Origin of the sequence: Microbacterium candidum (assembly GCF_030315975.1) — a bacterium.
GTDB classification, from domain to species: domain Bacteria; phylum Actinomycetota; class Actinomycetes; order Actinomycetales; family Microbacteriaceae; genus Microbacterium; species Microbacterium candidum.
Genome location: NZ_JASXSZ010000003.1, coordinates 67,145 through 91,874, shown reverse-complemented (window position 1 = coordinate 91,874; position 24,730 = coordinate 67,145). Strand labels below are relative to the sequence as shown.

Genomic DNA, 24,730 nt, shown 5'->3' with positions numbered 1-24,730 from the left:
GTCACACCGTCACCAGGTCGCGGAGGCTCTCGAGCATCTTCTCGCCGATGCCCGGTACCGCCAGGAGGTCGTCGACGCTCGTGAACCGCCCGTTCTGGTCGCGCCATGCGACGATGCGGGCGGCGAGCGCCGGCCCGATGCGCGGAAGCGTGTCGAGGGCGGCCGCGTCTGCGGTGTTGAGGTTGACGCGGGAATCGCCGGCAGACGCGGCACCCGAGGCAGCCCCTCCTCCAGCCGGGGGCTCGGCGCCCACCACCGGCACGACGAGCTGCTCGCCGTCTGAGAGCGGGCGGGCGAGGTTCACCGCATCCTTCGCCGCACCGTCCGCGAACCCTCCGGCCGCGGCGATGCCGTCCATCACCCGCGCCCCGTCGTCGAGTCTGTACAGCCCGGGAGCCCGCACCGCACCCGAGACGTGGACGAAGAGCGCCGCGGCGCGGACGGCCGCACCCGTCGTCGACACGGCGAGCGGGACCTCGTCGACAGGCGCCGTCGCACCACGCAGGATGCCGATGCCGACGGTGACGGCGAGGGCCGCGAGGGCGACGACGATCGCGGCGCCGACCCCGAGTCGTCGCCGAGCACGGGGCGGTTCCTCGGTCGTCACGGCCCCACGCTAGAGACGGCCCGCATCCGACGCCCGCCGATTCGGCGAATGCGTGGATACGGGCCGTCCAAGCCCTCCTGTGGAGGGAACTACTTCGTGCTGAAGCTCACGACCTTCGGCGCGCGCACGACGGCGCGGACGATCTCCCGATCGCCGAGAGCGCGTCGCACACGCTCATCGGCCCGAGCGAGTCGCTCGAGCTCCGCCTGGTCGATGCGCGTCGCCACCTCGAGCGTCGCGCGAACCTTGCCGTCGATCTGGACGACCGCCGTCACCGACTCCTCCACGAGCAGTGTGGGGTCGGCGCTGCGCCACCCCACGAGACCGATGAACGGCTCGTAGCCGAGCATCTCCCACATCTCTTCGGCGGTGTGCGGCGCGAAGAGGTCGAGGATCATCGCGGTGACCTCGGCGGCCTCGCGGACGGCCGGGTCGGCGGGGCCGGCGCCGGTGTCGATCGCCTTGCGGGTCGCGTTCACGAGCTCCATGAGGCGTGCGACGACGACGTTGAACTTCGTCTGCTCGACAAGGCCCGGGGCGTCGGCGAGGAGGCGATGCGTCACACGTCGGAGGGATGCATCCCCCTCCGCCCACACGGCGTCCTTCGTGCTCGTGACGTCCTGCGCGACGCGCAGCGCGCGCGCCAGGAACTTCTGCGCGCCGGTGGTCGAGACGTCCTCCCAGTGGATGTCGTCCTCGACCGGCCCGGCGAACGCCATCGCGATGCGCACGACGTCGGCGCCCGGGTCGACCATGCTGGCGGCGAACTCGACGAGGTTGCCCTTCGACTTCGACATCTTCGATCCGCCCAGCAGCACCATGCCCTGGTTGATGAGGGTCGAGAAGGGCTCGGTGAAGTCGATCAGCCCCATGTCGTACAGCACCTTCGTGATGAAGCGCGCGTACAGCAGGTGCAGGATCGCGTGCTCGACGCCGCCGATGTAGGAGTCGACGGGCGCCCACCGGTCGGCCTCGCTCGTCGAGAAGGCCTCGTTCGGGTCACCGGGCGACAGGAAGCGGAGGAAGTACCACGAGCTGTCGACGAAGGTGTCCATCGTGTCCGCGTCGCGGAGCGCCGGCTCGCCTGTCTCGGGATCGGTCGTCTCCACCCACATGGTCGCGCCGCCGAGCGGCGACGTGCCCTTCGGCTTGAGGTCGAGCCCCTCGGCGTCCGGCAGACGGAGCGGCAGCTGGTCGTCCGGAACGGGAACGATGCGACCGTCCTGCGTGTGGATCATCGGGATGGGAGTGCCCCAGAACCGCTGACGCGAGATCAGCCAGTCGCGCAGTCGGAAGTTCTTCGCGGCACGGCCACGGCCGGCCTTCTCGAGCTCTTCGATGGCGCGCGCGATCGCGTTGCGCTTGGACAGCCCGTCGAGCGGACCGGAATTGATCATGCGGCCGTCGCCGGTGAGGGCGACGCCGGTCTTCGCCGGGTCCAGGTCGTCGAGGTCGATGCCGACGGGCACGCCGTCCTCATCCACCTCGATCACGGGGATGGCACCCGTGATGGGCGCGGTCGTGTCGACGACGACCTTCACGGGCAGGTCGAACGCGCGAGCGAAGTCGAGGTCGCGCTGGTCATGCGCAGGCACGGCCATGACTGCGCCGTGGCCGTAATCGGCCAGCACGTAGTCGGCCGCCCAGATCGGCAGACGGTCGCCGTTCACCGGGTTGATCGCGTACCGCTCGAGGAAGACGCCGGTCTTCGGCCGGTCGGTCGACTGCCGCTCGATCTCGGTCTCGCGCTGGACGCGCTCGAGGTAGTCCTGGAAGCGCATGCGCACGTCGGCTCCGGACTCCACGACGAGCTCCGCAGCGAGGTCGGAGTCCGGCGCCACGACGAAGAACGTCGCGCCGTGCAGCGTGTCGGGGCGCGTCGAGAAGACGGTCACCTTCTCGGCGCGTCCCTCGATCTCGAAGTCGATGTCGGCGCCGATCGAGCGGCCGATCCAGTTGCGCTGCATCTGGATGACCTTCTGCGGCCAGAAGCCCTCGAGCTGGTTCAGGTCGTCGAGCAGGCGATCGGCGTAGTCGGTGATGCGGAAGTACCACTGCGTCAGCTTCTTCTTGACGACGACGGCGCCGCAGCGCTCGCAGTGCCCGTCGACGACCTGCTCGTTGGCGAGCACCGTCTGGTCGTTCGGGCACCAGTTGACCGGGCTGTCCTTGCGGTATGCGAGGCCGCGCTCGTACAGGCGCTGGAACAGCCACTGGTTCCAGCGGTAGTACTCCGGGTCGCTCGTGTGGAGGATGCGGCTCCAGTCGTACGACGAGCCGTACTCGCGGAAGCTCTTCTTGTGCTGGGCGATGTTCGCGTAGGTCCACTCGCGCGGGTCCGCGCCACGCTGGATCGCCGCGTTCTCCGCGGGCAGGCCGAAGGAATCCCAGCCGATCGGGTTCAGGACGTTGTACCCGCGGTGGCGCCAGAAGCGGGCCACGATGTCGACGTAGAGGTAGCTCTCCGCGTGCCCCATGTGCAGGTCGCCGGACGGATACGGGAACATGCCGAGCACGTACTTGCGCGGACGCGTGTCCTCGTTCCCGCCGGCACGGAACGGGTTGTGCTCCGTCCAGAGCGCCTGCCACTTCTGCTGGATGGCATACGTGTCGAAACGGTCGTCGGACGGAGAAGTGTGGGACACGGAGGAGGCGCCAATCCTGTTCTGCGGGTTCACACGCGAAAGCGTGCCCTCCAGATTACCGGACGGCAGGTTCACCAGCCGGGCGGCAGGCTCGCCCCGAGCGCTGCGAGCGGCGCCCGCGCCTTCACACCGACCTCGGCGACCTCGTCCGCAGGGATCGACCCCCACGTGATGCCGCCGCCCGCGCCGACGTAGGCGCCGCGCCGGTGGACCACGATCGAGCGGATCACCATCGCGAGATCCATCCCCCCGTCGTCGCCGACCCATCCGAAGCAGCCGGCGAACACCCCGCGGGGCGCGCCTTCGAGTCTGTGCAGGATCGTCATGGCGGAGAGCTTGGGAGCGCCCGTCATGCTTCCCGCGGGGAACGCGGCATCCCAGAGCCGTCCGACGGTCGTCCCCGGCGCGATGCGCGCCGCCACCGCGCTCACGAGCTGATGCACGGCGGGGTACGACTCCACCTCGAGGAGATTCTCGACCACGACCGTCCCGGTGTCCGCCACACGTGCGAGGTCGTTGCGCATGAGGTCGACGATCATGACGTTCTCGGCGCGCTCCTTCGGGCTCGCGCGCAATTCGGCCTTCAGTGCCGCATCGGACGCCGCATCCGTCCCCCGCGGGCGCGTTCCCTTGATGGGGTGTGTGCGCACGACGCCGTCCTGGACCTCGAGGAACCGTTCGGGGCTGGCGCTTGCGAGCGCGACCCCGTCGATGCGGATGAAGCCGCCGTGGTGCGCCGGGGTCGCGCGACGGAGGTTCAGATAGGCGGAGACGTCGTCCACCACGCCGTCGACCTCGAACCGTGTCGTCAGGCACAGCTGATACGCATCGCCCTCGCGGATCGCGGCGCGGCATGCCGTGACGAGCTCGGCGTACTCCGCGGGCTCGTGACGGGCGCGCACCGCGCGCGACGGCGGGAGGGTCGCCGCCGGGTCGCGGTCCCACAGGTCGAGTTCGCGCGCGAAGGCCTCGGCGTCCTCGGCGAACACCCACGCGGTCCGGGTGGCGTGGTCGAACCCGACGAATCGGTCGGCCCGCAGCCACGCGCTCGAGGGGATGCCGGCATCCGGTTCCGCGATCGGCGCGCCGGCGCGCTCCGCGCCGTCCTCATAGCCGAGCCAGCCGACGTAGCCGCCGTGGAACGGCCCGGCCTCAGCGGCCGCACCACCGCACCGCACGGCGCGGACATCGTCGGTCGCGGCCGGGGAGCCGACGCCCAGCCAGCTCCAGCCCGACACGGCGGCTGGTCCGGCATCCAGCCAGAAGAGATCCGGATGCAGCGTCGCCGCGCCCGCGAACAGCCGTTCGGGGTCGCGCCACGGCGCACGCACCGGCCTCGGATCCACACGTTCAGGCTAGGGCCAGCGCACCTCCAGGCAGAGACCAGGGATCACCGGGCTGGCATGGGAGACTGGAGGGGATGCCCCGAGACGCCGCAGAGCACACGCGCGCCCGCGTGCTGTGGCTGGCGCGCCTCGAATACCGCTTCCATGCGTGGCGAGAACGCCGTGCGCGGCACCGCGGGCTGACCCCGACGGTGATGACCTTCCCCGGCTACGGCGGCGAGGGATGGGTGCGCGTGCTCGGGCGGGTCATGATCGTGCCGCTGCTGCCCGCCCGCAAACGTCGCGAGGTCACGGCCTCGGTACGCGGCTGGCGCAGCTTCGCGGCCGTGCCGATCGGATTCGCGCAGGTGCGCGTGACGATCGCCGGCGTCGACCACGACGTCGTCGCCGACCGCGGCGGCGTGGTCGACGTCACTCTGCCCGCCGATCTGGAGCCGGGCTGGCACTCCTTCACCGTCTCCGTCGAGGGTGGGGAGCCCGTGGAGTCGCGGTGCCTCGTCGTCGCCCCGGACACGAGGTTCGGCATCGTGTCCGACGTGGACGACACGGTCATGGTGACCGCCCTCCCGCGCCCCTTCGTCGCCGCCTGGAACACGTTCGTCGTCGACGAGCACGCACGGCAGCCGGTTCCGGGCATGTCCGTGCTGCTGGAGCGGATCGTGCGGGAGAAGCCCGGTGCGCCGGTCGTCTATCTCTCCACCGGTGCGTGGAACACCGCACCGACGCTCATGCGGTTCCTCACGCGGCACCTCTTCCCTTCGGGCGCGCTCCTCCTCACCGACTGGGGCCCGACGCACGACCGCTGGTTCCGCAGCGGCCGCACCCACAAGCTCCAGAATCTGCGGCGGCTCGCGACGGAGTTCCCGCACATCCGCTGGCTGCTGATCGGAGACGACGGCCAGCACGACGACGACATCTACACGACGTTCGCCGGCGAGAGCCCGGACAGCGTGGCGGCCGTCGCGATCCGCCGCCTGTCCCCCGCGGAGGCCGTCCTCGCCGGCGGCCGCACGGTCGTGGACGACCACTCCGCCGCCGACGTCCCCTGGGTCAGCGGCCCGGACGGCGCGGCCCTTCTCGACCGTCTCTCCGAGGTCGGGATCCTCGACAGCGACGTCCGACCCTCCGCGTAGGCTGACGGCATGTGCGGTCGATTCGTGGTTGCCAACGTCGGTTCCGAGCTCGTCGGCGTGCTCCGCGTCGACGTCGAGGGCGACGATCTGCCCGCGCCCTCCTACAATGTGGCGCCGACCGCGCGCGTGGCGATCGTGCTCGACTCCGCGAAGACCGAGCCGCCGACGCGGCGGCTGGAGCCTGCGCGCTGGGGGCTCGTGCCGGCGTGGGCGAAAGACCCGTCGATCGGCGTCAAGGCGTTCAACGCGCGCGCCGAAGAGGTCGAAGACAAGCCGATGTTCCGCAACGCCCTCATCAAGCGGCGCGCGGTTGTGCCGGCATCCGGTTATTACGAGTGGAAGACGACGGATACGGGCAAGGTTCCGCACTACATCCACCCCGCCGGCGACGAGCCGCTGTTCTTCGCCGGTCTCTACGAGTGGTGGCGCAACCCGGCGGCCGCCGACGACGACCCGAACCGATGGCTGCTGAGCTTCACGATCCTCACGCGCGACTCCATCGGAGCGCTCGGGTCGATCCATGACCGCATGCCGCTGTTCCTCGACGCCGACTTCGCCGATGCCTGGCTCGACCCCACCGTCGACAACGTCGGCGACGTCCTCGATGCGGCGATCGATGCGGCCCCGGCCCTGGCCGACACGCTCGACAACCACGTCGTGTCGAAGGCCGTCGGCAACGTGCGCAACGACTCCCCCGAGCTGATCGATCCGGTCGAGGCCGCGTGACGGTTCTCGCCGTGGCCGACTGGCGCGCGCGGGAGGCCCGCCACGCCGAGCGCGCCGACGCCCTCACGGCCGATCATCGCGGCCGCGCAGCCCGGGGCGAGAAGCATCCGATCGACGACTTCCTGTTCAGCTACTACTCGTACAAGCCCGCGGTGCTCCGGCGGTGGCACCCGGGTGCCGGAGTCGAGCTCGAGGATGCGGCGGACCGCGCCGCATGGCGGTGGTACGAGCTGTGCGGCGACATGGTTCGGGTGGATGCAGCCGCCTTCCTCGCCGAGAAGGCCGTGCTCGTCGACGCCGTGGAGCGGATCGTGCGCGGCGCCCTCAACCGGCCGGCGGGGTTCGGATGCTTCGGCCTCCACGAGTGGGCGATGGTGTATCGCCAGGACGAACACCGGCACACGGCTCCCCTTCGGCTCGGGCAGACGGGAACCGATGCGGTCGTAGAAGGGCATGATCTCCGCTGCACGCACTTCGACGCGTTCCGTTTCTTCACACCGGACGCGGTGCCGCGCAACCGCGTCCCGCTGACTCGCGACGACCAGCCGGCGCTCGAACAGCCCGGGTGCCTGCACGCCGGCATGGACGTCTACAAGTGGTCGATCAAGCTCGGCCCGCTCGTGCCGGGCGAGCTGCTGCTCGATGCGTTCACGCTGGCGCGCGACATCCGACGACTCGACATGGAGGCCTCTCCGTACGACCTGCGCGCGTGGGGCGCCGAGCCCGTCGCGATCGAGACGCCGGAGGGCAAGGCCGAATACGTGCGCCGTCAGCGCGGGTTCACCGATCGCGGGCAGGCACTGCGACAGCGCCTCCTCGATGCGATCGAGACCGCGCGCGCGGTCGCATCCGTCGCCGCCTGATCAGTCCGCGGGACGGCAGCCGAGATCACCTGCCACCGCCCGCATCGCGTCGCGGGCCGCATCGACCGTCATGAGCGCGTTGCCGCCGACGATATGAAGGCCGTACGCATCCTCGAGCGCGACGAACGTCATCGCGAGCTGCTCGTCGTCCAGGCGCGGCGAGAACGCTCCCGACTCCCGGCCGGCGGCGATCACGCGGCGGTAGGTGTCCAGCTGGCGGAGGTACAGCTTCTGCACGAGCTCGTCGTGGAGCGCAGAGCCGCCGGCGAGGACGTCGAACTCGTAGAGCAGGCTCATCAGCGCGTCGTCCGGGCCCGAGGGAAGCCCTGCGTCGATCGCCACCCCCAGCTGCTCCCGAGGATCGTCGAGCTGTGCGATCCGCGCGTCGCGCTCGTCGCAGAAGCGGGCGACGCCGGCGGAATGCGCTTCGACAAGGAGCGCGTCGAGGTCCTCGTAGTAGTACAGGATCGCCCCGCGTGTGAGCCCCGCCTTCTCGGCGACGTCGGTGAGCGACAGCGCGCGCAGGCCGCGCTCCGCGCCGGCGAGATAGGTCGCTTCGATGAGCGCTGCGCGGCGCTCCTCCTGACGCTTCGGACGGGCCATCCGTTGACACTAGCTGAGGATCGTGCAACCCTGGAAGCATTCTTTGACACTTGAGTCAAAGAATTTTCCCCGAGGACGACATGCCCGCTATCGACACACTCATCACCGGCGCCCGCGTGCGCACGTTCGACCCGGCCGAGCCGTGGGCGGAGGCCGTCGGCGTCGACGGCGACCGCATCGTCTACGTCGGACCGGCCGCCGACGCACCCGCCGCCCGCCGTACCGTCGAGGCCGACGGGCGCCTCGTCACCCCGGGCATGATCGACAGCCACAACCACCTCCTCCTCGGCTTCGACGAGGACGCGGTGAGCCTGGAGGGCGCGCACGACCTGGACGAGGTGCGCCGCCGCATCGGCGGGTTCGCCGCATCCCGCCCCGATCTCGACTGGATCTGTGCGGAGAACGCCGTCTACTCGATCGTCGAGAACCGGCGCCCGGACGCCTCGGACCTTGCCGGGCTCACCGATCGCCCGATCTTCGTCACGACGTACGACCAGCACTCGGTGTGGCTGAGCCGTGCGGCGCTGCAGGCCCTCGGGATCCTGGACGGCGGCGACATCGCGTGGGGACGTCCGGAACGCGACGCGGTCACCGGCGAGCCGACCGGCTGGGTCACCGACTTCTACACGAGCGCGATGACGGAGGCCGGGCTCGCGCAGCTGCAGCGCGACATCCCGATGTACTCCCCCGCTCAACGGTATCGGAAGCTGCAGTCGAGCATGCGGATGGCGACGGCCCTGGGCGTCACGACGGTCGTCGAGCCGCAGGTCCCCCTCGCCGAGCTGCCGCTGTTCGAGCGCGCGCTCGCCGAGGGCGTGCTCACATCCCGCGTGATCGCGGCCCTCTTCCACCCGGTCGGCGCGGACGGCGGATTCCGCCGCCGCCTGCGCGACACGATCGACGGCTTCACGACCGATCCGCTCCTGCAGGTCGGTCCGGTGAAGCTCTACTCCGACGATGTCATCGAGCCGCACACCGCGCTCATGCTCGAGGACTACGCGAACCGTCCCGGACGGCGCGGGCGACCGAGCTACGCCGGGAACGGCGGCCGCGAGCTCGTCGACGTCATCACCGAGCTCGACCGGCTGGGCCTGCAGACCCACACCCACGCGACCGGCGACGCCGGCATCCGTCTCGCCCTCGACGCCATCGAGAACGCGCAGCGCGTGAACGGCACCGTCGACCGTCGTCACGGCATCGTGCACGTCGAGTGCCTGCATCCCGACGACCTGTCCCGCTTCCGGGAGCTCGGAGTGACGGCGGCGATGCAGCCGCGCCACTGCTCACCCGACCTCGTCGCGGGGACCTGGATGGAGAACGTCGGCGAAGAGCGCTGGGACCGCGCGTGGCGGTTCAAGAGCCTTCTGGATTCCGGCGCCACCGTCGCCTTCTCGAGCGACTGGCAGGTCGGCGAGATGGATCCGCTCGTCGGGGTGTACTCCGCGGCCACCCGCGCAGCCCTGGACGGAACGGATGCCTGGACCGAGGCGGAACGCGTCGGCATCGACCGCTCGCTCGAGGCGTACACGGTTCACGGTGCGCGCGCCTGGCACGCCGAAGCCGATCGTGGCACACTGCGTGCCGGAATGCTCGCGGACCTCGTCGTGTGGTCCGGAGACCTCTACACGCATGAAGGCGACCCGGCGGGCCTGCTCGCCGAGCACGCCGAGGTCACGATGGTGGGTGGCCGGGTCGCGCACTCGCGCGGCGCGGTGACGGATGCCGTCGGCACGGCGCCCGCCACCGATCCTGCGGCCGGGGCCGGAGCCGAAGACCCGCACGGCCACGAGCACTGAGGGACTCGCCGTGGGCGGGTCGCCGCAGCCTCGCCCGCGACGATGGCGTCCCCGAATGAGGCGCTAAGCGCTCCCTGCCGCGGGCGCCGTCACGAGCGCCTCCTGTTCGTCCTCGTTGATCGGCGCGCGCGTGACGATGTCATGCATGAAGGCGAGCTTGTGGCGCACGGGGGCGACGATCGTGAACGGATAGAGGTCGCCGAACCCCATCGAGCGGTTGATGCGGTTGAAGGCCTGCGACATCCATTCCCAGTCGGTGAGGAGGCGCTGGATCGGCTCGTAGCGGTACGACGCGAGCGGCACGACGTCCGTGTCGCGCAGGTTGGTCACCGACGCGTCGAGATGGATGCCGATGACAGCCGCCGTCTGGAGGGTGCCGGTGATGTGCAGATAGTGCGCGAAGGTCTCCGCGAAGTCCTCCCACGGGTGCATCGTCGCGTACTCGGAGATGAATGACTCGTGCCAGCCGGTCGGCGCGCCGAACTTGTAGTGGCGCTTGATGGCGTCGCGGTAACTCGTACGCTCATCGCCGAAGAGTTCGCGGCAGCGATCCCACAGTGCGTCGTCGCCGAGAAGGACGTTCTGGTAGTAGTGACCGATTTCGTGACGGAGGTGCCCGAGCATCGTGCGGTACGGCTCGCCGAGCTTCACGCGCAGCGCCTCGCGGCGGTCGTCGAGGTTCTCCGCGAGGTCGATCGTGATGATCCCGTTGGCGTGACCGATCGTGACGTGCTTGCCTTCGGACAAGCTGGAGATGAGGTCGAACCCGAGTCCGCCCTTCCTCTGTTCCCACCCGACGATCGGGAGGCCGAGATCGGCGAGCTGGAGGAGGAGCCGGCGCTTCGCCTCCTCCGTCTTCGCGAGCTTCTCGAGCGCGACCGTGTCGTTCAGCTCCGGCCGTCTGCGCGTCAGGCGGCACGAGAAGCAGCGGCCGGCGGACGCGTTCTCCCAGACGAGCCAGTTGCAGCCCCAGTCACGGTTCGAGCACGTGTACCAGTTCTCGCCGTCGACGACCGCCTGGCCCTTGCGGATGCCGACGAACGCACGCGTGGGCACGTGGTACGCGAGCTCGGCCTCGCAGCCCGGGCAGACGAGGGTGTCGAGGTAGACGAAGCTCCGGCAGTGCGGGCAGCGCGCTTGGGACATCACGCTCTCACGGTAGCGCGGCGGCGGCGTGCTCCCGACGTCGGTGACGCTCCGTCGGGGTTCCAGCAGCAACGCGTGCCGCCCTCGAGGGGACGGTCAGTCGGGGCCGGCTCCGGCACCGGGGAGCCGACATCCACGAGCTCGCCTGAACGGGCGCTGTACGCCTACGCCGGGCCGTACGCCGAGCCTGACACTCCGCTCCGAGGTCCGGGGAACCACCTGTATTCCGCCCACCGCATCCGCCTCGCGTGACAGCGTGGAATGCGTCGGCTCGCGATCCCGACGGGGATTGCATGGCCACGGACGCGCGAACCGCTCGCGCGCATCAGGAGGTGCACCATGAGCATCGGAACAGGAATCGTCCTCTTCGTCATCGGCGCGATCCTCGAATTCGCCCTCAACATCTCGGTCTCGTGGATCGACCTGCATCTGGTGGGTTACATCCTGATGATCGCGGGCGCGGTCGTCTTCGTGCTCGGTCTGATCTTCTCGCTGCGGCGGAAGCGGACCGTGACGACGAATCGCACGATGGTCGACCCCGAGTCGCAGGTCCAGACCACCCGGCGGAGCACGTCCGCCAGTGGTGACGAGCAGATCTGACCCATCCGGGTCTCCGCGAACGCGGAGACCCGGATGCGCTCAATAGCTGCGGCCCACGATCGCCACGAGTTCGCCGGCATCGCTTCCGGACGGGATGCGGCCGTCCGGAGTCTGCAGGCAGCGCACGGTGACGGCGCCCTCGTTGAGCTCCCGCTCCCCGTCTTCGCCGAGCACGCTCCAGGGGATGCGGGCGAAGCCCGTGGCCGCGGCGGCTCGCGCGTCGGACAGCGTCTCGACGTCGACGATCCGTTCGTCGAGGCGCCTGCGGGCGCTCGCCGCGAACTCCACCTGCAGGGCCGAGAGGGTCTCGACGATCGCGGCGACCACCCCGTCCGCGGCCACCACCGCCTTCTCGCGGCGGTCCCGGCGCACGACGGTGACGGTGCCCGCGGCGACGTCGCGCGGCCCGACCTCGATCCGCACCGGAACGCCCTTCAGCTCCCAGTCGGTCGCGCGGCGGCCGAAGCCCTGGTTCGTGCGCTCGTCGACCCGCACCCGGACACCCGCCTCCGTGAGCGCCGCCGCGATGCGGGCGGTGGCCGCTGCCACATCCGGATCGTCCTTGACGGCCAGCACGACCACCTGGATCGGCGCGATGCGCGGGGGCACCTGCAGGCCGCGGTCGTCGCCGTGCGACATGATGAGTCCGCCCATCATCCGGGTGCTGGAGCCCCACGACGTCGTCCAGCAGGTCTGCTCGACGCCGTCGGCATCCGAATAGGTGATGCCGAAGGCACGCGCGAAGTTCTGTCCGAGCTCGTGGCTCGTCGCCATCTGCAGGGCCTTGCCGTCGCCCATCATCGCCTCGCACGTCAGGGTGTCGATCGCGCCGGCGAAGCGCTCCCGTCGCGTCTTGACGCCGACGAGGGCCGGGATCGCGAGGACCTCCTGCAGGAAGTCGCGATAGACGCCGAGATGGATGCGCCGGGCGTAGGCCGCCGCATCCTCCCTGCTCGCGTGCGCCGTGTGCCCCTCTTGCCACAGGAACTCGCTCGTGCGGAGGAACAGGCGGGGCCGCAGCTCCCAGCGGACGACGTTCGCCCATTGGTTGAGCAGCAGCGGCAGATCGCGGTGCGACTGGACCCACTTCGCCATGACCTCGCCGAACACCGTCTCGCTCGTCGGGCGCACGACGACCGGCTCGGTCAGCTCCTTGCCGCCGGCGTGCGTCACGACCGCGAGCTCGGGGCTGAACCCTTCGACGTGCTCGGCCTCACGCTCGAGGTACGACTGCGGGATGAACAGCGGAAGGTAGACGTTCTCCGCGCCCGCGGCCTTGATCCGGGCATCGACCTCGGCCTGCATCCGCTCCCAGATCGCGTAGGCGTACGGTCGGATCACCATCGTCCCGCGCACCGGCCCGTTGTCGGCGAGCTCGGCCTTCTCGAGAACGTCCTGGTACCAGCGGGGGAAGTCGTCGCGCACAGACGCGAGCACTCCCGGGCGATCCGTCGTCATCCACCCACGGTAGCGGGGCGGTTCAGTGGCGGGCGAGGATGGCGGCCGCATCCGTCCCGCGTGGCAGCACGCCGTACTGCGCACCCCGATCCTCGCCGAGCCGCGCGGCGAGGAAGGTCTCCGCGTCGTGCGCGGGCGCGTGCCGCACCATGAGCGACCCCTGGAGCGCGAGCGCCAGCGACTCGGTGAGCCGGCGCGCCTGCGCCTGGGCGCCATCCATGTCCCCCGCCACCTCACCGAGCAGCCGCAGCGTGCGGCCGACGTGCGCATCCAGGAGCGCGTGCGCTCCCCTGGTCGTCTCCAGTTCGTCGCGGAGGGCCTCGGCGGACTCCGCGTCGCGCGCGAGAGCCCGCAGCACGTCGAGGGCGATGACGTTCCCGGATCCCTCCCAGATGGCCATCACCGGCTGCTCGCGGTAGCGCCGGGCGAGCGGGAACGACTCGGTGTATCCGTTGCCGCCGAGGCATTCCATCGCCTCGTAGGCATGGTGGGGCCCGCGCTTGCACACCCAGTACTTGAGCGCGGGGGTCGCGAGCCGCCGCAGGGCCCCGTCGCGGTCGGAGGCACTCTGCTCGAACGTCTGCGCCAGTCGGAGACCGGCGAGCATCGCGGCCTCCGATTCGAGCGCGAGGTCGGCGAGGACCGCCGCCATCGCCGGCTGCTCCACCAGGAGCGCGCCGAATGCGGCCCGGTGACGGGCATGCCACACGGCCTCGGCGACGGACTGCCGCATCCCGGCCGCCGACCCGAGGACGCAGTCGAGCCGCGTGCGCTGGACCATTTCGATGATCGCGCGCACTCCGCGGCCAGGCTCGCCGACGAGAGTGGCGATCGTGCCGTCGAACTCGATCTCGCTCGAGGCGTTGGAGACGTTGCCGAGCTTGTCCTTCAGCCGCTGGATGCGGAAGGTGTTGCGTGTGCCGTCGTCGAGCACCCGCGGCACGACGAGGCATGAGAGCCCCTCGTCCGTTCCGCCGCGGCGCGTCTGGGCGAGCACGAGGAACGCGTCCGACATCGGGGCCGAGCAGAACCACTTGTGCCCGTCGACCTGATAGCTGCGGCCGCCCAGGTGCACGCCCTCGGTCCGATTCGCCCGCACGTCGGAACCGCCCTGCTTCTCGGTCATCGCCATGCCGACCAGGGCACTGCGCTTCTCCGCCGGCGGGAGCAGCCGCGGCTCGTACGAGCGCGAGAGGAGCCGCGGCATCCACTCGTCTGCGATCCACGGCGACCCCTCGAGGGATGCGACCGCGGCGTGCGTCATCGAAACGGGACACGCGTGCCCCGGCTCGACCTGCGCGAACAGCATGAAGGTCGCCGCCCGCGCAACGCCCGATCCCGGCCGCGGGTCTGCCCAGCCGGACGTGTGCGCGCCGTGCGCGATCGCGTGGCCGATGACCCGGTGGTACGACTCGTCGTACTCCACCTCGTCGATGCGGGCGCCGTAGCGGTCCCAGATCCGCGCGACCGGCCGATTGACGTTCGCCTTCTCCGCATCGCGCTGGAACTCGGCGGAACCGACGAGCCGGCCGACCTCATGGAGGGAGTGGACAGCCCATTCGGCGCCGAACGCGGACACCGCGTCGACGAGCGGCTCGTCGGCCGCGAACTCGTCGAGGCCGACGCGCGGCGGCGCCTGATTGACCGGGATCGTGAGGCCGGCGGCCATGACGGCTCCTCTCGACCGCCGCGGCGCGGCGGGCTCAGCTGGACGGCACCCGCTGTCCGGCGGGAGCTCGCAGCGTTCCGTATCGCTCCATCCGGTGCCATCTCAGGCGACGTCCCGCGAAAGCGGTGAACACCGACTGGATGACCACGAGGTACATCAGCTGACGGTACACGACCTGCTGCAGCGGGAGCGTCCACAACGGCCCCGGGGATTCACCGTCGAGGAAGAACGCGTAGGCGGCCACGAGCGTCTGGATGACGAGGAAGGCGAGCCAGAAGCCGATGATCTTCACGGGATCGAGGAAGAACAGCCCGTACAGCGCGAAGAGGTCGACGATCGGCGCCAGCAGCGGCAGCATCACCTGGATCACGAGGAGGTACACGAGCCCGCGGCGGCCGAGCTTTCCGGCCGCCCCCGTCTGCACGACGGCGCCGCGGTGCTTGAACATCGACTGGAGCGTGCCGTAGCACCAGCGGTACCGCTGCTTCCACAGCGAGCCGAGGGATGCCGGCACCTCCGTCCAGGCGCGCGCGTCCTCGCGGTAGACCACGCGCCAGCCATCGCGCAGGAGCGACATCGTGAGGTCGGTGTCCTCGGCGAGCGTGTCGTCGCTCACACCGCCGACCGCCGCGAGCGCCGAACGCCGGAAGCCCCCGATCGCTCCGGGAACGGTCGGCATGCACTCGGCGACGTCGAACAGGCGCCGGTCGAGATTGAATCCGACGACGTACTCGATGTGCTGCCATCGGCCGAGGATCCCGCGTCGGTTGGCGACCTTCGTGTTGCCGGAGACGGCGCCCACGGCCGGGTCGGCGAACGGCTGGACCAGGCGCGAGACGGTCTCCGGCTCGAACACCGTGTCACCGTCCACCATGACGACGAGCTCGTGGGATGCGGCCAGCAGGCCCGTGTTGAGGGCCGCAGGCTTGCCCGCGTTCTGCTGGCGGATGACACGCACTCCGGGGATCCGCATCCGCTCGACGATGTCGGCCGTGCCGTCGGTCGACCCGTCGTCGACGACGATGATCTCGACGCGGTGGGTCGAGGCGGCGATCGACCGGATCGATGCCTCGATGCCTGCGGCCTCGTTGTACGCGGGGACGATCACGGAGACGGGGTCGGTGACGACTCCCGGCACCACCGACGAGCTCCTCGCCGCGCCCGGCGCGCGGGCTGAGGCGGCACGTCGCGCGCGGCGGGTCGTGTGCGCATGCCGGGCGGCGACCACCACGACGAGGGCGGAGCGCACGAGCATCACGATTCCGCTCAAAAGCAGCAGCCATCCGACGATGCCCATCACGGCGTCGCTGATGCGCACCGTCCAGGCGAAGGCGCCGGCCGTCACCCGCTCCGAGATCGAGGCCGGGTGCATCGTCTGGGTGAGGCCGACGGCGTCGCTCACCGTCGTCACCCGATACCCCTGCGCCTTGAGCTCAGGCAGCAGCCGCGCGAGCGCCGCGACCGTCTCGCTGCGGTTCCCGCCGCCGTCGTGCATGAGCAGGATCTGCCCGCTCGATCCGGTGGGCGTCGCGTTGTGGAGGATGCGGGCAGCACCCGGTCGCCGCCAGTCCTCGCTGTCCAGCGTGCTGAGGACGGTGACATAGCCGTCGCCCCCGGCATCCTCGATCGCCGCCCACGTGTCGTTCGTGACCGCCGCGTTCTCCGAGCTGTACGGCGGCCGCAAGAGCGACGTCGACGAGCCCGTCGCATCCACGATCGCCTGCTGACCTCCGACGATCTCCAGCTGCCTGCGCCACGCGGGCGCCGAGCCGAGGTCGGTGTGCGTCAGCGTGTGGACGCCCAGTTCGCTCCCGTCGGCGAGGATGCGGCGCGCGAGGTCGGGGTGCGAGATCACGGCCTCGCCGACGGCGAAGAACGTCGCATGCACGCCGTTCGCCTTCAGGACGTCGAGGATCTTGGGCGTCCACACGCGGTCGGGGCCGTCGTCGAACGTCAGGGCGATCGTCTTCGGTCCGGGCGTCAATGTCCGGACGTCGCCGCGGGCCGAGATCACCGGACCGCCCTGCGAGACGGAGGCGGGAACGGCCGACGCCGATCCGCCGACTGTCGCTCCGTCGTCGCTGACGCCGGCGAGGTGGTGCATGTACCCCTGCACGGTGAGTGTCAGCGCGAGGAAGGCGAGGAGCGCGGCGAGCGCGACCCAGTGCGCGCGGGGCCGCGCGGCGTGACCGGCCCGGCTCACGGCTTACCGGTCGGCTTCGGCTTGGGCGTGTGGCTGGGAGCCGACCCGCTCCGGCCAGGAGCGGTCGCCGACGGGCTCGGCGCCGGCGTGGGCGACGCGACGGGAACAGAGGTCGGCGCGGTCGACGGATGCGTCGCGGCTCCCGTGCCGATGAGATGGAGTATGGCGCTCTCCGACGGCAGCGGCACGGGGTCTTCGGCGATCGCGGTCGGCAACGGGGTGGCGGAGTGGGACGGATTCGTCTCCGACCCCGCGGCTGGTGCGGGCGGATGCGGCAGCAGCGGCGACTCGACACCGGACTGCCCGAGGATCGCCACGGCGATGAAGACGACGTAGAGCAGGACCCCGCCGACGACGCCGGCCACCACGCCGCGCGCGCGACGCGACCGACGCCCGGAGGGGTCGACGAAGACGGCCTGGTCCGCGGGCGCGGAAGCCTGCGCCTCTGCGGCAAGGCGTGCTTCGCGCCGGGTGGTCGGGGGGTTCGTCATCCGGTCGGGTCCTTACGGGTTTCGGACCCCACGACAGTAGTCGGGCTGGCTGAATCGATGCTGAATCGTGAGATTTCTCTCACGCAGCGCCGTCTCACGCGGCCCCCGGGGAGCGGGTCATCCGTCGCGCACGACGCGGTAGCGGAAGTGCGTGACGAGCGACTTGGGCTCGACGGCGAGCTGATCGAGGCGCAGAGGTCCGACACCGTCGAACAGGCGCAGGCCGCGGCCCGCCACCACCGGATTGACATTGAGATACAGCTCGTCGACGAGACCTGCGGCGAGATAGGCGTTGGTCGTCGACGGCCCGCCCGCGATGTGCACCGGTCGTTCGCCGGCGGCATCCTTCGCCCGCTCGAGTGCCGAGACGATGCCGTCGGTGACGAAATGGAAGACGGTGCCGCCTTCCATCACCACCGATGCGCGCGGGTGATGGGTGAGGACGAAGACGGGCGCGTGGTACGGCGGGTTCGGCCCCCACCAGCCGTTCCATTCCACGGTCCAGGGCCCGGTGATCGGGCCGAACATGTTGCGCCCCATGATGTAGGCGCCGCCGGCGACGATCGCGTCGAAGGCGGCACGGTTCTCTTCGGGCGTCTCATCCATCCACCGGAAGAACGTCTCCTGCGGCAGGTCGCCGAACGGATGCTCTTCGGTGACGTGACCGCCGGCGGCGACGCCGTCGAGGGTGATGGACATGGTGGCGACGACGGATGACATGGCGATCGGCTTCCTGTCGGGGGTGCGACGGCGCTGGAATGCTATCCGATCGGTCGGCGCGCGACCAGAGCGTCATCGGCTGTCCGAGGTCGCGGCCATGATGGATGCGGGGCCGACTCCACGTCCCGCATCCATACGGGAGGAGCCGGAGCCATGATGGGTGGCCACCACGCCGCGACGGGAGCGGCCGCCTGGGTCGCCGTCACCGCGACCGCCCCCGGGCTCGCGGCCCTCCACGTCCTTCCGCTCGCCCCGGGCGAGACGGCGCTGGGGGCGGTCCTGTGCGCGGGCGCGGCGCTCCTGCCGGACGCCGACCACCGCCAGGCGACGGCAGCCCGGTCGGCCGGCCCGATCTCGGAGGCGGCCGCATCGCTCGTCAGCACGATCTCCGGCGGCCATCGGCACGGAACGCACTCCCCGCTCGCCGCCGCGGTCGTCATCGCCCTGGCCTGGGCGGCGTGGCATCTGTCGTGGATCACGACCGATCGGTACTCGATCTCGTGGTGGGTGTGCGGGGCGACGATCGCCGTGCTCGCGGCGTTCGCGCTGCGGGTGCTGAAGATCGTGAGCTCGTGGACCCTCGCCTGGCTCGCCGGCGTCGGCGCGGCAGCGGCCATCTGCCTGCTGTGGCCGTCCTTCCTGCCCTTGCTCCCGGCCATCGTGGTGATCGGGATCGTCGTCCACCTCGCCGGCGACTTCCTCACGACGGGTGGCCTGCCCGTCTTCTGGCCGCTGAAGGTGCCCGGCCCCCCGCTCGTGCCGCACTGGCTGTGGAGCCGCGGCGGCTACATCGCGCTGCCGGTGCTCGGGGATGCCGGCTCCTGGCGCGAGTGGCTCCTCCTGGTGCCCATCTCGCTGTACGCGCTGTGGGGCGTCGGGGCGAGCCTTCTCCTGCTGATCACCCGATAGCGCCGGTGACGTCGCCCGCGCACGTCACAACGCCGGGGGCGGGCGCCCTCTCGATATCGTGATGCGATGGGTTCCGGGTGGGTGCGACGTGTACTGGTGGTCGAAGATCAGGCGGCGCTGCGGCTGCTCGTGTGCGACATGCTCACCCGGCACGGGTGGGAGACGGCCGGCGCGGCCGACGCCGCCGAGGCGATGAGACTCTTCACGGAGTTCGACCCCGACGCGCTGCTGACCGACATCGATCTCGGTTCGCGACCTTCCGGCGCCGAACTCGCGGCGATGCTGTCCGAACTGGCACCGCACCTCGGCATCGTCTTCCTCAGCAGCTACCCGCGCGCCGCCGCGGGCGCCAAGGCGATGGGGGTCGAGCGCGCGGTGTTCGTGTCGAAGCAGGATCTCGCTTCGCCGGATGACCTCATCGCCGCTCTTGAGACGGCCTTGTCGACCCACCCGATACCGGCACCCCCTGTCGTCGCGGCCGGTGAAGGGCTCGACGGCCTCACCCGACATCAGCTGGAGGTGCTCGGGATGATCTCCCGCGGGTGGTCCAATGAGCAGATCGCGCAGGAGTCGAGCTCATCAGTGCGCGCCGTGGAGCGCTCGATCAGCCGCATCTTCGACCGACTGGGGCTCACCGGCGAGACGAGTGTGAGCCCGCGTGTCGCGGCCGCATCCACCTACCTCGCGGCCTTCGGTCCGACCCGGTGAATCGACTGGCCGCCGCCGTGCGCGCGGCCGCCGGGAGCGGGCACTTCGTCTCCGGCTGGTCGGCAGCCGTCTCGCTCGCGCTGTCGCTCTCGGTGATGGCTCCGGCCGCCGGCGGATCGTGGGCGGCGCTCGCGTTGGCGGGGCTCGCAACGTGGGCATGCTTCGCCGCAGCGCTGATCGTCGTCGGGATCGTCGAACGATGGATGCCCCGCCCGCGCGGGCGGGCGGTCTTCGTGGCCATCGCGATCGTCGCCACGGCCGCATCCCGTCCGATGATCCAGGATGCCTGGCTGCACCTGTTCGGCGCGCAGCCTCCGCCCGCGTGGCAGCTGCCCTTCCGTATCGCCACGAATGCGGCGGTGTGGGCGATCGTTCTCTGCGCGATCGCGATCATCGTCGACACCCTGAGATCGCTGCGGGAGACGAACATCCTCCTCGGCGCCGCCGTGGCCCGGCTCGATGAGGCCGGACGGGGAGCCGACGCCTTCGCGGTGCGGGCGCGGGCGACGATCCTGGAGGCTGTCGCCGACCTCCGACACGGCGTCGAAAGACTGCCGAGCAGTCGCGATGCTGCCGCCGAGGTCCGGCTTCTCGCCATGGAGCGCGTCCGCCCGTGGAGCCACCGACTCGTACGGCTGGTCGAATCCGATCCCGCTCCGTCCGCGATCGCCGCTCCGGTTGTGCCCGCGCCCCCGGCAGGCGTCCGCTTCGCGGGCATACGGCTCCCTCCGTTCCGCCTGCCGCCCGTCGGTGTGGCGACGGTCCTGTACGCGGCATGCCTACTGCCTTACGCCACCCGCGCCGCGTCGCCGATCGCCCTCCTCCTGGGCGTGGTGACCGCCGTGCTCGGCGGGCTCTTGGCGGATACGCTCCCCCGGCGCCGCTCGATCAGCAGGATCGGGCGGGCACCTGCACTCTTCGGGATCCTGGCCGTCTGTGTCGGCACCGCTCTCACCGTGCTCGCCTCCGCCGCCGGGGCACCACCGGCTCTGGCCATCGTGCCGGTCCTGGTCTATCCCGCGCTGGCCCTCGCGGCCGGGCTGTGCACGGGGGCCGTCCATGCGCTGCGCGTCGAGCAGCGCCGCCTGTCGGCCGCGATAAAGGCAGCGCAGCGGGCATCGCGGGCGGGAACCCGGCCGGCCCGGGACGCACTCGGCGCGGCCGCCGAGCTCCTGCACCGCGACGGTCAGAGCCGATGCACGTTGTTCGTGCTGGAGCATCCGGATCCCTCCGACCACGAGCTGGCTGCCCTGGTCCGTGAGCTCCGCGAACTCGTCGAGAGCGTCGCCACGGTGTTCGATCGCCCGCCGTCGGCGGGGACGGCATCCATCGCCGCGCTCGTCTCGACGTGGGGCCGGGTGATCGATCTGCAGGTGTCCGTCGCACCCGATGCCCAGGTCGTTCTCGATGCGGGATCGGGCGAGGCGCAGGACGTGTACGACATCGTCGCGGAAGGTGTGCTCAATGCGGTCAAGCACACCAGTGCGCACCGCGCTGAGGCGGCCGTCGACGTCATCCGCACAGGCGCCGGGCCGCACCTGCGGGTGCGCGTGAAGTCGTTCGGGCCGCTGCGGCCGGGCGCCGAGCTTCGCCCGGCCTCTCATGTCCGCTCGCTCGGCGCACATGTCCGCCCGGCCCCTGGCGGCGCTGTTCTCGAGGCGGCTCTTCCCGTCCCGGCCGCTGTCGTGTCAGCCGAACATCCGGTCGACGGTCACATCGGGCGGTCATAGCGTCTCGTCGTGGCAGCGAGGATCCCTCCTCGCATCGCCAGGACTCGAAACGGATGACCGTCATGAACGCGCTGAACCAGCTGCTCCCTCTCGCCGTCGGGATCGCGGTGTCCCCTCTGCCGATCGTCGCGGTCGTGGCGATCCTGCTGTCGGCGCGCGGCCGCACGGCGGCGCCCGCCTACACGGGGGCGTTCGCTCTCGTCACACTCGGGTTCGTCGCCATCGGGGCGGCGTCTGGCGGGAGCGCCTCAGCGGCCGCGGGACGGACGACCGTGATGCTGGTCCTCGCCAGCCTGCTCACGGCAGGGTTCGCGGTGCTGTCGGTGCTGAGCTGGCACGCCCGGCCGCGAGCGGGAGCAGTCCCGAAGACTCCCGGCTGGCTCGCCGCCGTCGACACCATCACGCCCGTGCGCGCCGCTGGCCTGGGCCTCCTGATGGCCGTCACGAACGCCAAGAACATCCCGCTCGAGTTGAAGGGTGGCGCGCTGATCGGTTCCGCGCACACGCAGCCTCTCATCGCCGCCGCGGTCTGCGTGGCCCTCGCCGTCGTCGGGTCGATCGGACTCATCGTCCCCACCGTCCTCGCGGGCACGGGGTCGGCGCGGATGACGCGGGCGCTCGGACACGTGAAGGTCGGCTTGATCACGCACAACGCCGCGATCATGACGGTCCTCTTCGCGATCCTCGCGATCAACGAGGGAGCGCACGTCGTCCAGCAGGTCGCCGCCTGACGAAGCCCACGAGAAACGAAAGAAGCACCATGTCGCACGCGATCTCGTCCGCAGTCCCCGCCGACACCTGTCTGGCACCCGCACCCGCGGGCACCTTCCGCGGCACCGTCACCGGCGGCGTTCGCGTGTGGCGAGGCATCCGGTTCGCGCAGGCTCCCGCCGGACCGTTGCGCTGGCGCGATCCGGTGCCCGCGATCGCAGCCGATCGCGAGGTCGATGCGACGGCCTTCGGACCGGTCTGCCCGCAGCGCCTCAACCCCGCCGTCCCGCTCGGCGAAGACGCATCCATGAACGAGGACTGCCTCTCCTTGAACGTCTGGGCTCCCGACACGCCCGCTGAGTCGCCGCTGCCGGTCATGGTCTGGCTCCACGGCGGAGCCTATACATTCGGCTCATCCAGCCAGCCGCTCTTCGACGCGACCTCCCTCGTCACGAGGGGCGATGTCGTCGTCGTCACGATCAACTACCGGCTGGGAGCGTTCGGGTTCCTCGACCTCGCCGGTCTGCTGCCGGATGCCGGCTTCGACCGCAACCTCGCTCTGAAGGATGTGCTGCTGGCGCTGGCCTGGGTGCGTGACAACGTGAGCGCGTTCGGCGGCGATCCGAATCGCGTCACCGTCTTCGGCGAGTCCGCGGGCGGCGGCCTGGTCACGACTCTCCTCGCCACTCCCGCCGCGGAGGGCTTGTTCCACCGCGCCATCGCTCAGTCGTCGCCCGCTTCGAGCGTGTACGGCATCGGCCGGGCCCAGGAGGTCGCCGCGCGCTTCGTCCGTCAACTCGCCATCGATCTGTCCGACGGTGCTGCCGCCGCAGACATGTTGCGCGCGGCACCCGCAGGCGATGTCGTCGAGGCTGCGATGGCTGTCTACGCCGACATCCCCGCATCCGCTCCCGGCACTCTCGCCTTCGCTCCCGTCGTCGATGGCGACTTTCTCCCCGAACCGCCCGCGCTCGTGCTGCGCGAAGGACGCGGACTGCCCGTCCCGATCATGATCGGCACCAACAGGGATGAGGCGTCCCTGTTCCGGTTCATGAAGTCGCCGCTGATCCCGATCACCGACGACCGCATCCAGCAGATGTTCGGCGACATGGCCGCCGACAACCCGGCGCTCACGCCTCCGAGCCTCGCGCAGGTGCAGGCCGCCTACGAGAACGCCCGGCACCGCAGCATCGGTCTCGGCATCGCTCGCGACATCGGCTTCCGCATGCCTACCGTGTGGGTCGCAGAAGGACACAGCACGATCGCCGACGTGTGGCTGTACCGCTTCGACCACGCCGCGCCGTTCCTGCGACTCATCGGCCTCGGCGCGACGCACGCGACCGAGCTGCCCTACCTGTGGGGCAACCTCGACGGCGGGCCGAAAGACCCGACGTTCCGCCTCGGCGGGCGCCGTACCGCCAAGATGATCTCGGAGCGCATGCAGAGCCGCTGGACGGCGTTCGCCCACGGGAAGGCACCGGACGCTCCCGGCGCACCGACCTGGGACCGGTACGACACGACACGGACCGACCTTCCCCGTCAGACGCTGGTCATCGACCGTGAGGACACGATGGTGTCCGACCTGGATGCCCCGCTCCGCACGGCATACGGCGACGAGGTGCTCGCCTTCCGGTGATCCCGCCGATCGGGAACCGGCAGGGCGCACCGCGGACAGAATGGAGGTGTGTCGACCGAGATCCCGATCCTGCACATGACCGCGTTCGCCGACGGGCCGACCGGCGGGAACCCCGCCGGCGTGGTCCCGGATGCCTCGGCGCTCACGGAGTCCGGGATGCAGACGATCGCTGCCCGACTGGGCTACCCCGAGTCCGCGTTCATCGTCGATCCGGCCGTCGACGAGGATCGGCGACACCTTCGGATCCGCTATTTCTCGCCGGGCGCCGAGGTCCCGTTCTGCGGACACGCGACGATCGCTGCTGCGGTGCTCCTCGCGACCGACAGGGGCGTCGGAGAATTCACGTTCGAGACGGCGGTGGGACCGATCGTCATCGACACCCAGATGACCACGGGAGGAGAGGTCACGGCATCCTTCACCAGCGTCTCCCCCCTCATCCGGGAGCTCCAGCCCGACGTGGCCGAGGAACTGCTGGGACTCCTGGGGCTCACCCCGGCGGATCTCGACGACGATCTGCCGCTGCGCGAGTCGTTCGCAGGCAACTGGCACCCGATCGTCGCCATCCGCGAGCAGGGCACCTTCGACGCGTTCACGTTCGATCCGGCGCGCGTTCGCTTGCTCATGGATGCGCAGGGCTGGACGGGCACCGTCACCGTCGTCCACGCGATCACGGATGCCTTCGACGACTTCGAGGCACGGAACCCGTTTCCCGTCGGTGCGATCACCGAGGATCCTGCGACCGGATCAGCGGCGGCATCTCTGGGCGCGTATCTGCGCGCGATGAACAAGGTCGCTCCGCCGGCCCGTCTGACGATCCATCAGGGCCGGCACGTCGGACGCCCGAGCATTCTGAAGGTGGACATCCCCGCAGACGGCGGTATCACCGTGACGGGCACCGCGGACATCGTCTGACCCGCCGCAGGGCGCACGGCGGCGCGGTCGTTCGCTCGCCTGATCTGCGCTCTTCCCACGAGGGTCGGCCGCGGTGCGGCCGGCTTCGACCGCCCGTCCCGTGCACAGAAGAACCCCC

The 24,730-nt window shown here is 70.6% G+C and carries 21 protein-coding genes; 11 read left to right on the top strand and 10 right to left on the bottom strand.

The features are described 5' to 3' along the window. Position 1 precedes the first annotated feature (1 nt). From QSV35_RS09855 to QSV35_RS09845, 3 genes are all read right to left on the bottom strand, one after another. Entirely contained in the window at positions 2 to 607 is a 606-nt protein-coding gene (locus QSV35_RS09855) for a ComEA family DNA-binding protein (RefSeq protein WP_286288571.1), read from the bottom strand. Positions 608 to 696: 89 nt separating this feature from the next. Continuing rightward, positions 697 to 3,252 carry a leucine--tRNA ligase gene (gene leuS, locus QSV35_RS09850; RefSeq protein WP_286288570.1) on the bottom strand — a complete coding sequence of 852 codons (2,556 nt, stop codon included), beginning with the start codon at positions 3,250 to 3,252 and terminating at the stop codon, positions 697 to 699. Between the two features lie 71 nt (positions 3,253 to 3,323). Continuing rightward, a complete protein-coding gene (locus QSV35_RS09845; RefSeq protein ID WP_419956832.1) occupies positions 3,324 to 4,598 on the bottom strand; it encodes an anthranilate synthase component I family protein in 1,275 nt (424 codons plus the stop codon). Between the two features lie 74 nt (positions 4,599 to 4,672). Here QSV35_RS09845 and QSV35_RS09840 point away from each other — a divergent pair, with 74 nt between their 5' ends. Genes QSV35_RS09840 through QSV35_RS09830 form a run of 3 tightly spaced genes read left to right on the top strand, consistent with a single transcriptional unit; the run spans position 4,673 to position 7,320 of the window. Further along, entirely contained in the window at positions 4,673 to 5,731 is a 1,059-nt protein-coding gene (locus QSV35_RS09840; RefSeq protein ID WP_286288569.1) for an App1 family protein, read from the top strand. A gap of 9 nt (positions 5,732 to 5,740) precedes the next feature. Next, positions 5,741 to 6,457 (top strand): SOS response-associated peptidase, encoded by a 717-nt coding sequence (locus QSV35_RS09835; protein WP_286288568.1) that lies wholly within the window; start codon positions 5,741 to 5,743, stop codon positions 6,455 to 6,457. Between the two features lie 11 nt (positions 6,458 to 6,468). Next, positions 6,469 to 7,320, top strand: coding sequence for a 3-methyladenine DNA glycosylase (locus QSV35_RS09830; protein ID WP_353618973.1), 852 nt, complete (start codon positions 6,469 to 6,471; stop codon positions 7,318 to 7,320). Here the strand turns inward: QSV35_RS09830 and QSV35_RS09825 are convergent, their stop codons facing one another. Continuing rightward, positions 7,321 to 7,923 (bottom strand): TetR/AcrR family transcriptional regulator, encoded by a 603-nt coding sequence (locus QSV35_RS09825; RefSeq protein WP_286288566.1) that lies wholly within the window; start codon positions 7,921 to 7,923, stop codon positions 7,321 to 7,323. Positions 7,924 to 8,003: 80 nt separating this feature from the next. On the opposite strand from QSV35_RS09825, the gene QSV35_RS09820 reads away from it, so the two are divergent. Continuing rightward, positions 8,004 to 9,719, top strand: a complete 1,716-nt coding sequence (locus tag QSV35_RS09820; protein ID WP_286288565.1) for an amidohydrolase — start codon at positions 8,004 to 8,006, stop codon at positions 9,717 to 9,719. Between the two features lie 63 nt (positions 9,720 to 9,782). Here the strand turns inward: QSV35_RS09820 and QSV35_RS09815 are convergent, their stop codons facing one another. After that, positions 9,783 to 10,865, bottom strand: a complete 1,083-nt coding sequence (locus QSV35_RS09815; RefSeq protein WP_286289088.1) for a zinc-binding metallopeptidase family protein — start codon at positions 10,863 to 10,865, stop codon at positions 9,783 to 9,785. A 339-nt stretch (positions 10,866 to 11,204) separates the two neighbouring features. Here QSV35_RS09815 and QSV35_RS09810 point away from each other — a divergent pair, with 339 nt between their 5' ends. Beyond that, on the top strand, positions 11,205 to 11,465 hold the full coding sequence (locus QSV35_RS09810) for a DUF6458 family protein (protein WP_286288563.1): 261 nt from the start codon (positions 11,205 to 11,207) through the stop codon (positions 11,463 to 11,465). Between the two features lie 39 nt (positions 11,466 to 11,504). Here QSV35_RS09810 and proS read toward each other — a convergent pair whose 3' ends face one another. The 5 genes from proS to QSV35_RS09785 all read right to left on the bottom strand — a co-directional run bounded on the left by proS (position 11,505) and on the right by QSV35_RS09785 (position 18,006). Further along, positions 11,505 to 12,923 (bottom strand): proline--tRNA ligase, encoded by a 1,419-nt coding sequence (gene proS, locus QSV35_RS09805; protein WP_286288562.1) that lies wholly within the window; start codon positions 12,921 to 12,923, stop codon positions 11,505 to 11,507. 22 nt (positions 12,924 to 12,945) lie between these two features. Further along, positions 12,946 to 14,592 carry an acyl-CoA dehydrogenase family protein gene (locus QSV35_RS09800; protein ID WP_286288561.1) on the bottom strand — a complete coding sequence of 549 codons (1,647 nt, stop codon included), beginning with the start codon at positions 14,590 to 14,592 and terminating at the stop codon, positions 12,946 to 12,948. 34 nt (positions 14,593 to 14,626) lie between these two features. Continuing rightward, on the bottom strand, positions 14,627 to 16,795 hold the full coding sequence (locus QSV35_RS09795) for a bifunctional polysaccharide deacetylase/glycosyltransferase family 2 protein (RefSeq protein ID WP_286288560.1): 2,169 nt from the start codon (positions 16,793 to 16,795) through the stop codon (positions 14,627 to 14,629). Next, positions 16,792 to 17,286, bottom strand: a complete 495-nt coding sequence (locus tag QSV35_RS09790) for a hypothetical protein (protein ID WP_286288559.1) — start codon at positions 17,284 to 17,286, stop codon at positions 16,792 to 16,794. The genes QSV35_RS09795 and QSV35_RS09790 overlap by 4 nt, the downstream gene beginning before the upstream one ends. Positions 17,287 to 17,403: 117 nt before the next feature. Continuing rightward, a complete protein-coding gene (locus tag QSV35_RS09785; protein WP_286288558.1) occupies positions 17,404 to 18,006 on the bottom strand; it encodes a dihydrofolate reductase family protein in 603 nt (200 codons plus the stop codon). 153 nt (positions 18,007 to 18,159) lie between these two features. On the opposite strand from QSV35_RS09785, the gene QSV35_RS09780 reads away from it, so the two are divergent. The 6 genes from QSV35_RS09780 (at position 18,160) to QSV35_RS09755 (ending at position 24,612) form a co-directional block, all read left to right on the top strand. Then, on the top strand, positions 18,160 to 18,915 hold the full coding sequence (locus QSV35_RS09780; protein ID WP_286288557.1) for a metal-dependent hydrolase: 756 nt from the start codon (positions 18,160 to 18,162) through the stop codon (positions 18,913 to 18,915). 66 nt (positions 18,916 to 18,981) lie between these two features. Continuing rightward, the gene (locus QSV35_RS09775) at positions 18,982 to 19,623 is read left to right on the top strand and encodes a response regulator (RefSeq protein ID WP_286288556.1); all 642 of its coding nucleotides are present in this window, start codon (positions 18,982 to 18,984) and stop codon (positions 19,621 to 19,623) included. Beyond that, entirely contained in the window at positions 19,620 to 21,353 is a 1,734-nt protein-coding gene (locus tag QSV35_RS09770) for a hypothetical protein (protein ID WP_286288555.1), read from the top strand. Before QSV35_RS09775 ends, QSV35_RS09770 begins: the two co-directional genes overlap by 4 nt. 62 nt (positions 21,354 to 21,415) lie before the next feature. Continuing rightward, entirely contained in the window at positions 21,416 to 22,084 is a 669-nt protein-coding gene (locus QSV35_RS09765; RefSeq protein WP_286288554.1) for a GAP family protein, read from the top strand. Between the two features lie 29 nt (positions 22,085 to 22,113). Next, positions 22,114 to 23,700, top strand: a complete 1,587-nt coding sequence (locus QSV35_RS09760) for a carboxylesterase/lipase family protein (protein WP_286288553.1) — start codon at positions 22,114 to 22,116, stop codon at positions 23,698 to 23,700. A gap of 48 nt (positions 23,701 to 23,748) precedes the next feature. Next, positions 23,749 to 24,612 (top strand): PhzF family phenazine biosynthesis protein, encoded by an 864-nt coding sequence (locus QSV35_RS09755; protein ID WP_286288552.1) that lies wholly within the window; start codon positions 23,749 to 23,751, stop codon positions 24,610 to 24,612. The last annotated feature ends 118 nt before the right edge of the window (positions 24,613 to 24,730 follow it).

Coding starts and splice junctions, on each gene's coding strand:
- QSV35_RS09765 (WP_286288554.1), top strand. CDS start 21,416: ATGAACGCGCTGAACCAGCTGCTCCCTCTCGCCGTCGGGATCGCGGTG.
- QSV35_RS09775 (WP_286288556.1), top strand. CDS start 18,982: ATGGGTTCCGGGTGGGTGCGACGTGTACTGGTGGTCGAAGATCAGGCG.
- proS (WP_286288562.1), bottom strand. CDS start 12,923: ATGACGACGGATCGCCCGGGAGTGCTCGCGTCTGTGCGCGACGACTTC.
- QSV35_RS09785 (WP_286288558.1), bottom strand. CDS start 18,006: ATGTCATCCGTCGTCGCCACCATGTCCATCACCCTCGACGGCGTCGCC.
- QSV35_RS09800 (WP_286288561.1), bottom strand. CDS start 14,592: ATGGCCGCCGGCCTCACGATCCCGGTCAATCAGGCGCCGCCGCGCGTC.
- QSV35_RS09820 (WP_286288565.1), top strand. CDS start 8,004: ATGCCCGCTATCGACACACTCATCACCGGCGCCCGCGTGCGCACGTTC.
- QSV35_RS09825 (WP_286288566.1), bottom strand. CDS start 7,923: ATGGCCCGTCCGAAGCGTCAGGAGGAGCGCCGCGCAGCGCTCATCGAA.
- QSV35_RS09815 (WP_286289088.1), bottom strand. CDS start 10,865: ATGTCCCAAGCGCGCTGCCCGCACTGCCGGAGCTTCGTCTACCTCGAC.
- QSV35_RS09760 (WP_286288553.1), top strand. CDS start 22,114: ATGTCGCACGCGATCTCGTCCGCAGTCCCCGCCGACACCTGTCTGGCA.
- QSV35_RS09835 (WP_286288568.1), top strand. CDS start 5,741: ATGTGCGGTCGATTCGTGGTTGCCAACGTCGGTTCCGAGCTCGTCGGC.
- QSV35_RS09780 (WP_286288557.1), top strand. CDS start 18,160: ATGATGGGTGGCCACCACGCCGCGACGGGAGCGGCCGCCTGGGTCGCC.
- QSV35_RS09810 (WP_286288563.1), top strand. CDS start 11,205: ATGAGCATCGGAACAGGAATCGTCCTCTTCGTCATCGGCGCGATCCTC.
- QSV35_RS09790 (WP_286288559.1), bottom strand. CDS start 17,286: ATGACGAACCCCCCGACCACCCGGCGCGAAGCACGCCTTGCCGCAGAG.
- QSV35_RS09840 (WP_286288569.1), top strand. CDS start 4,673: ATGCCCCGAGACGCCGCAGAGCACACGCGCGCCCGCGTGCTGTGGCTG.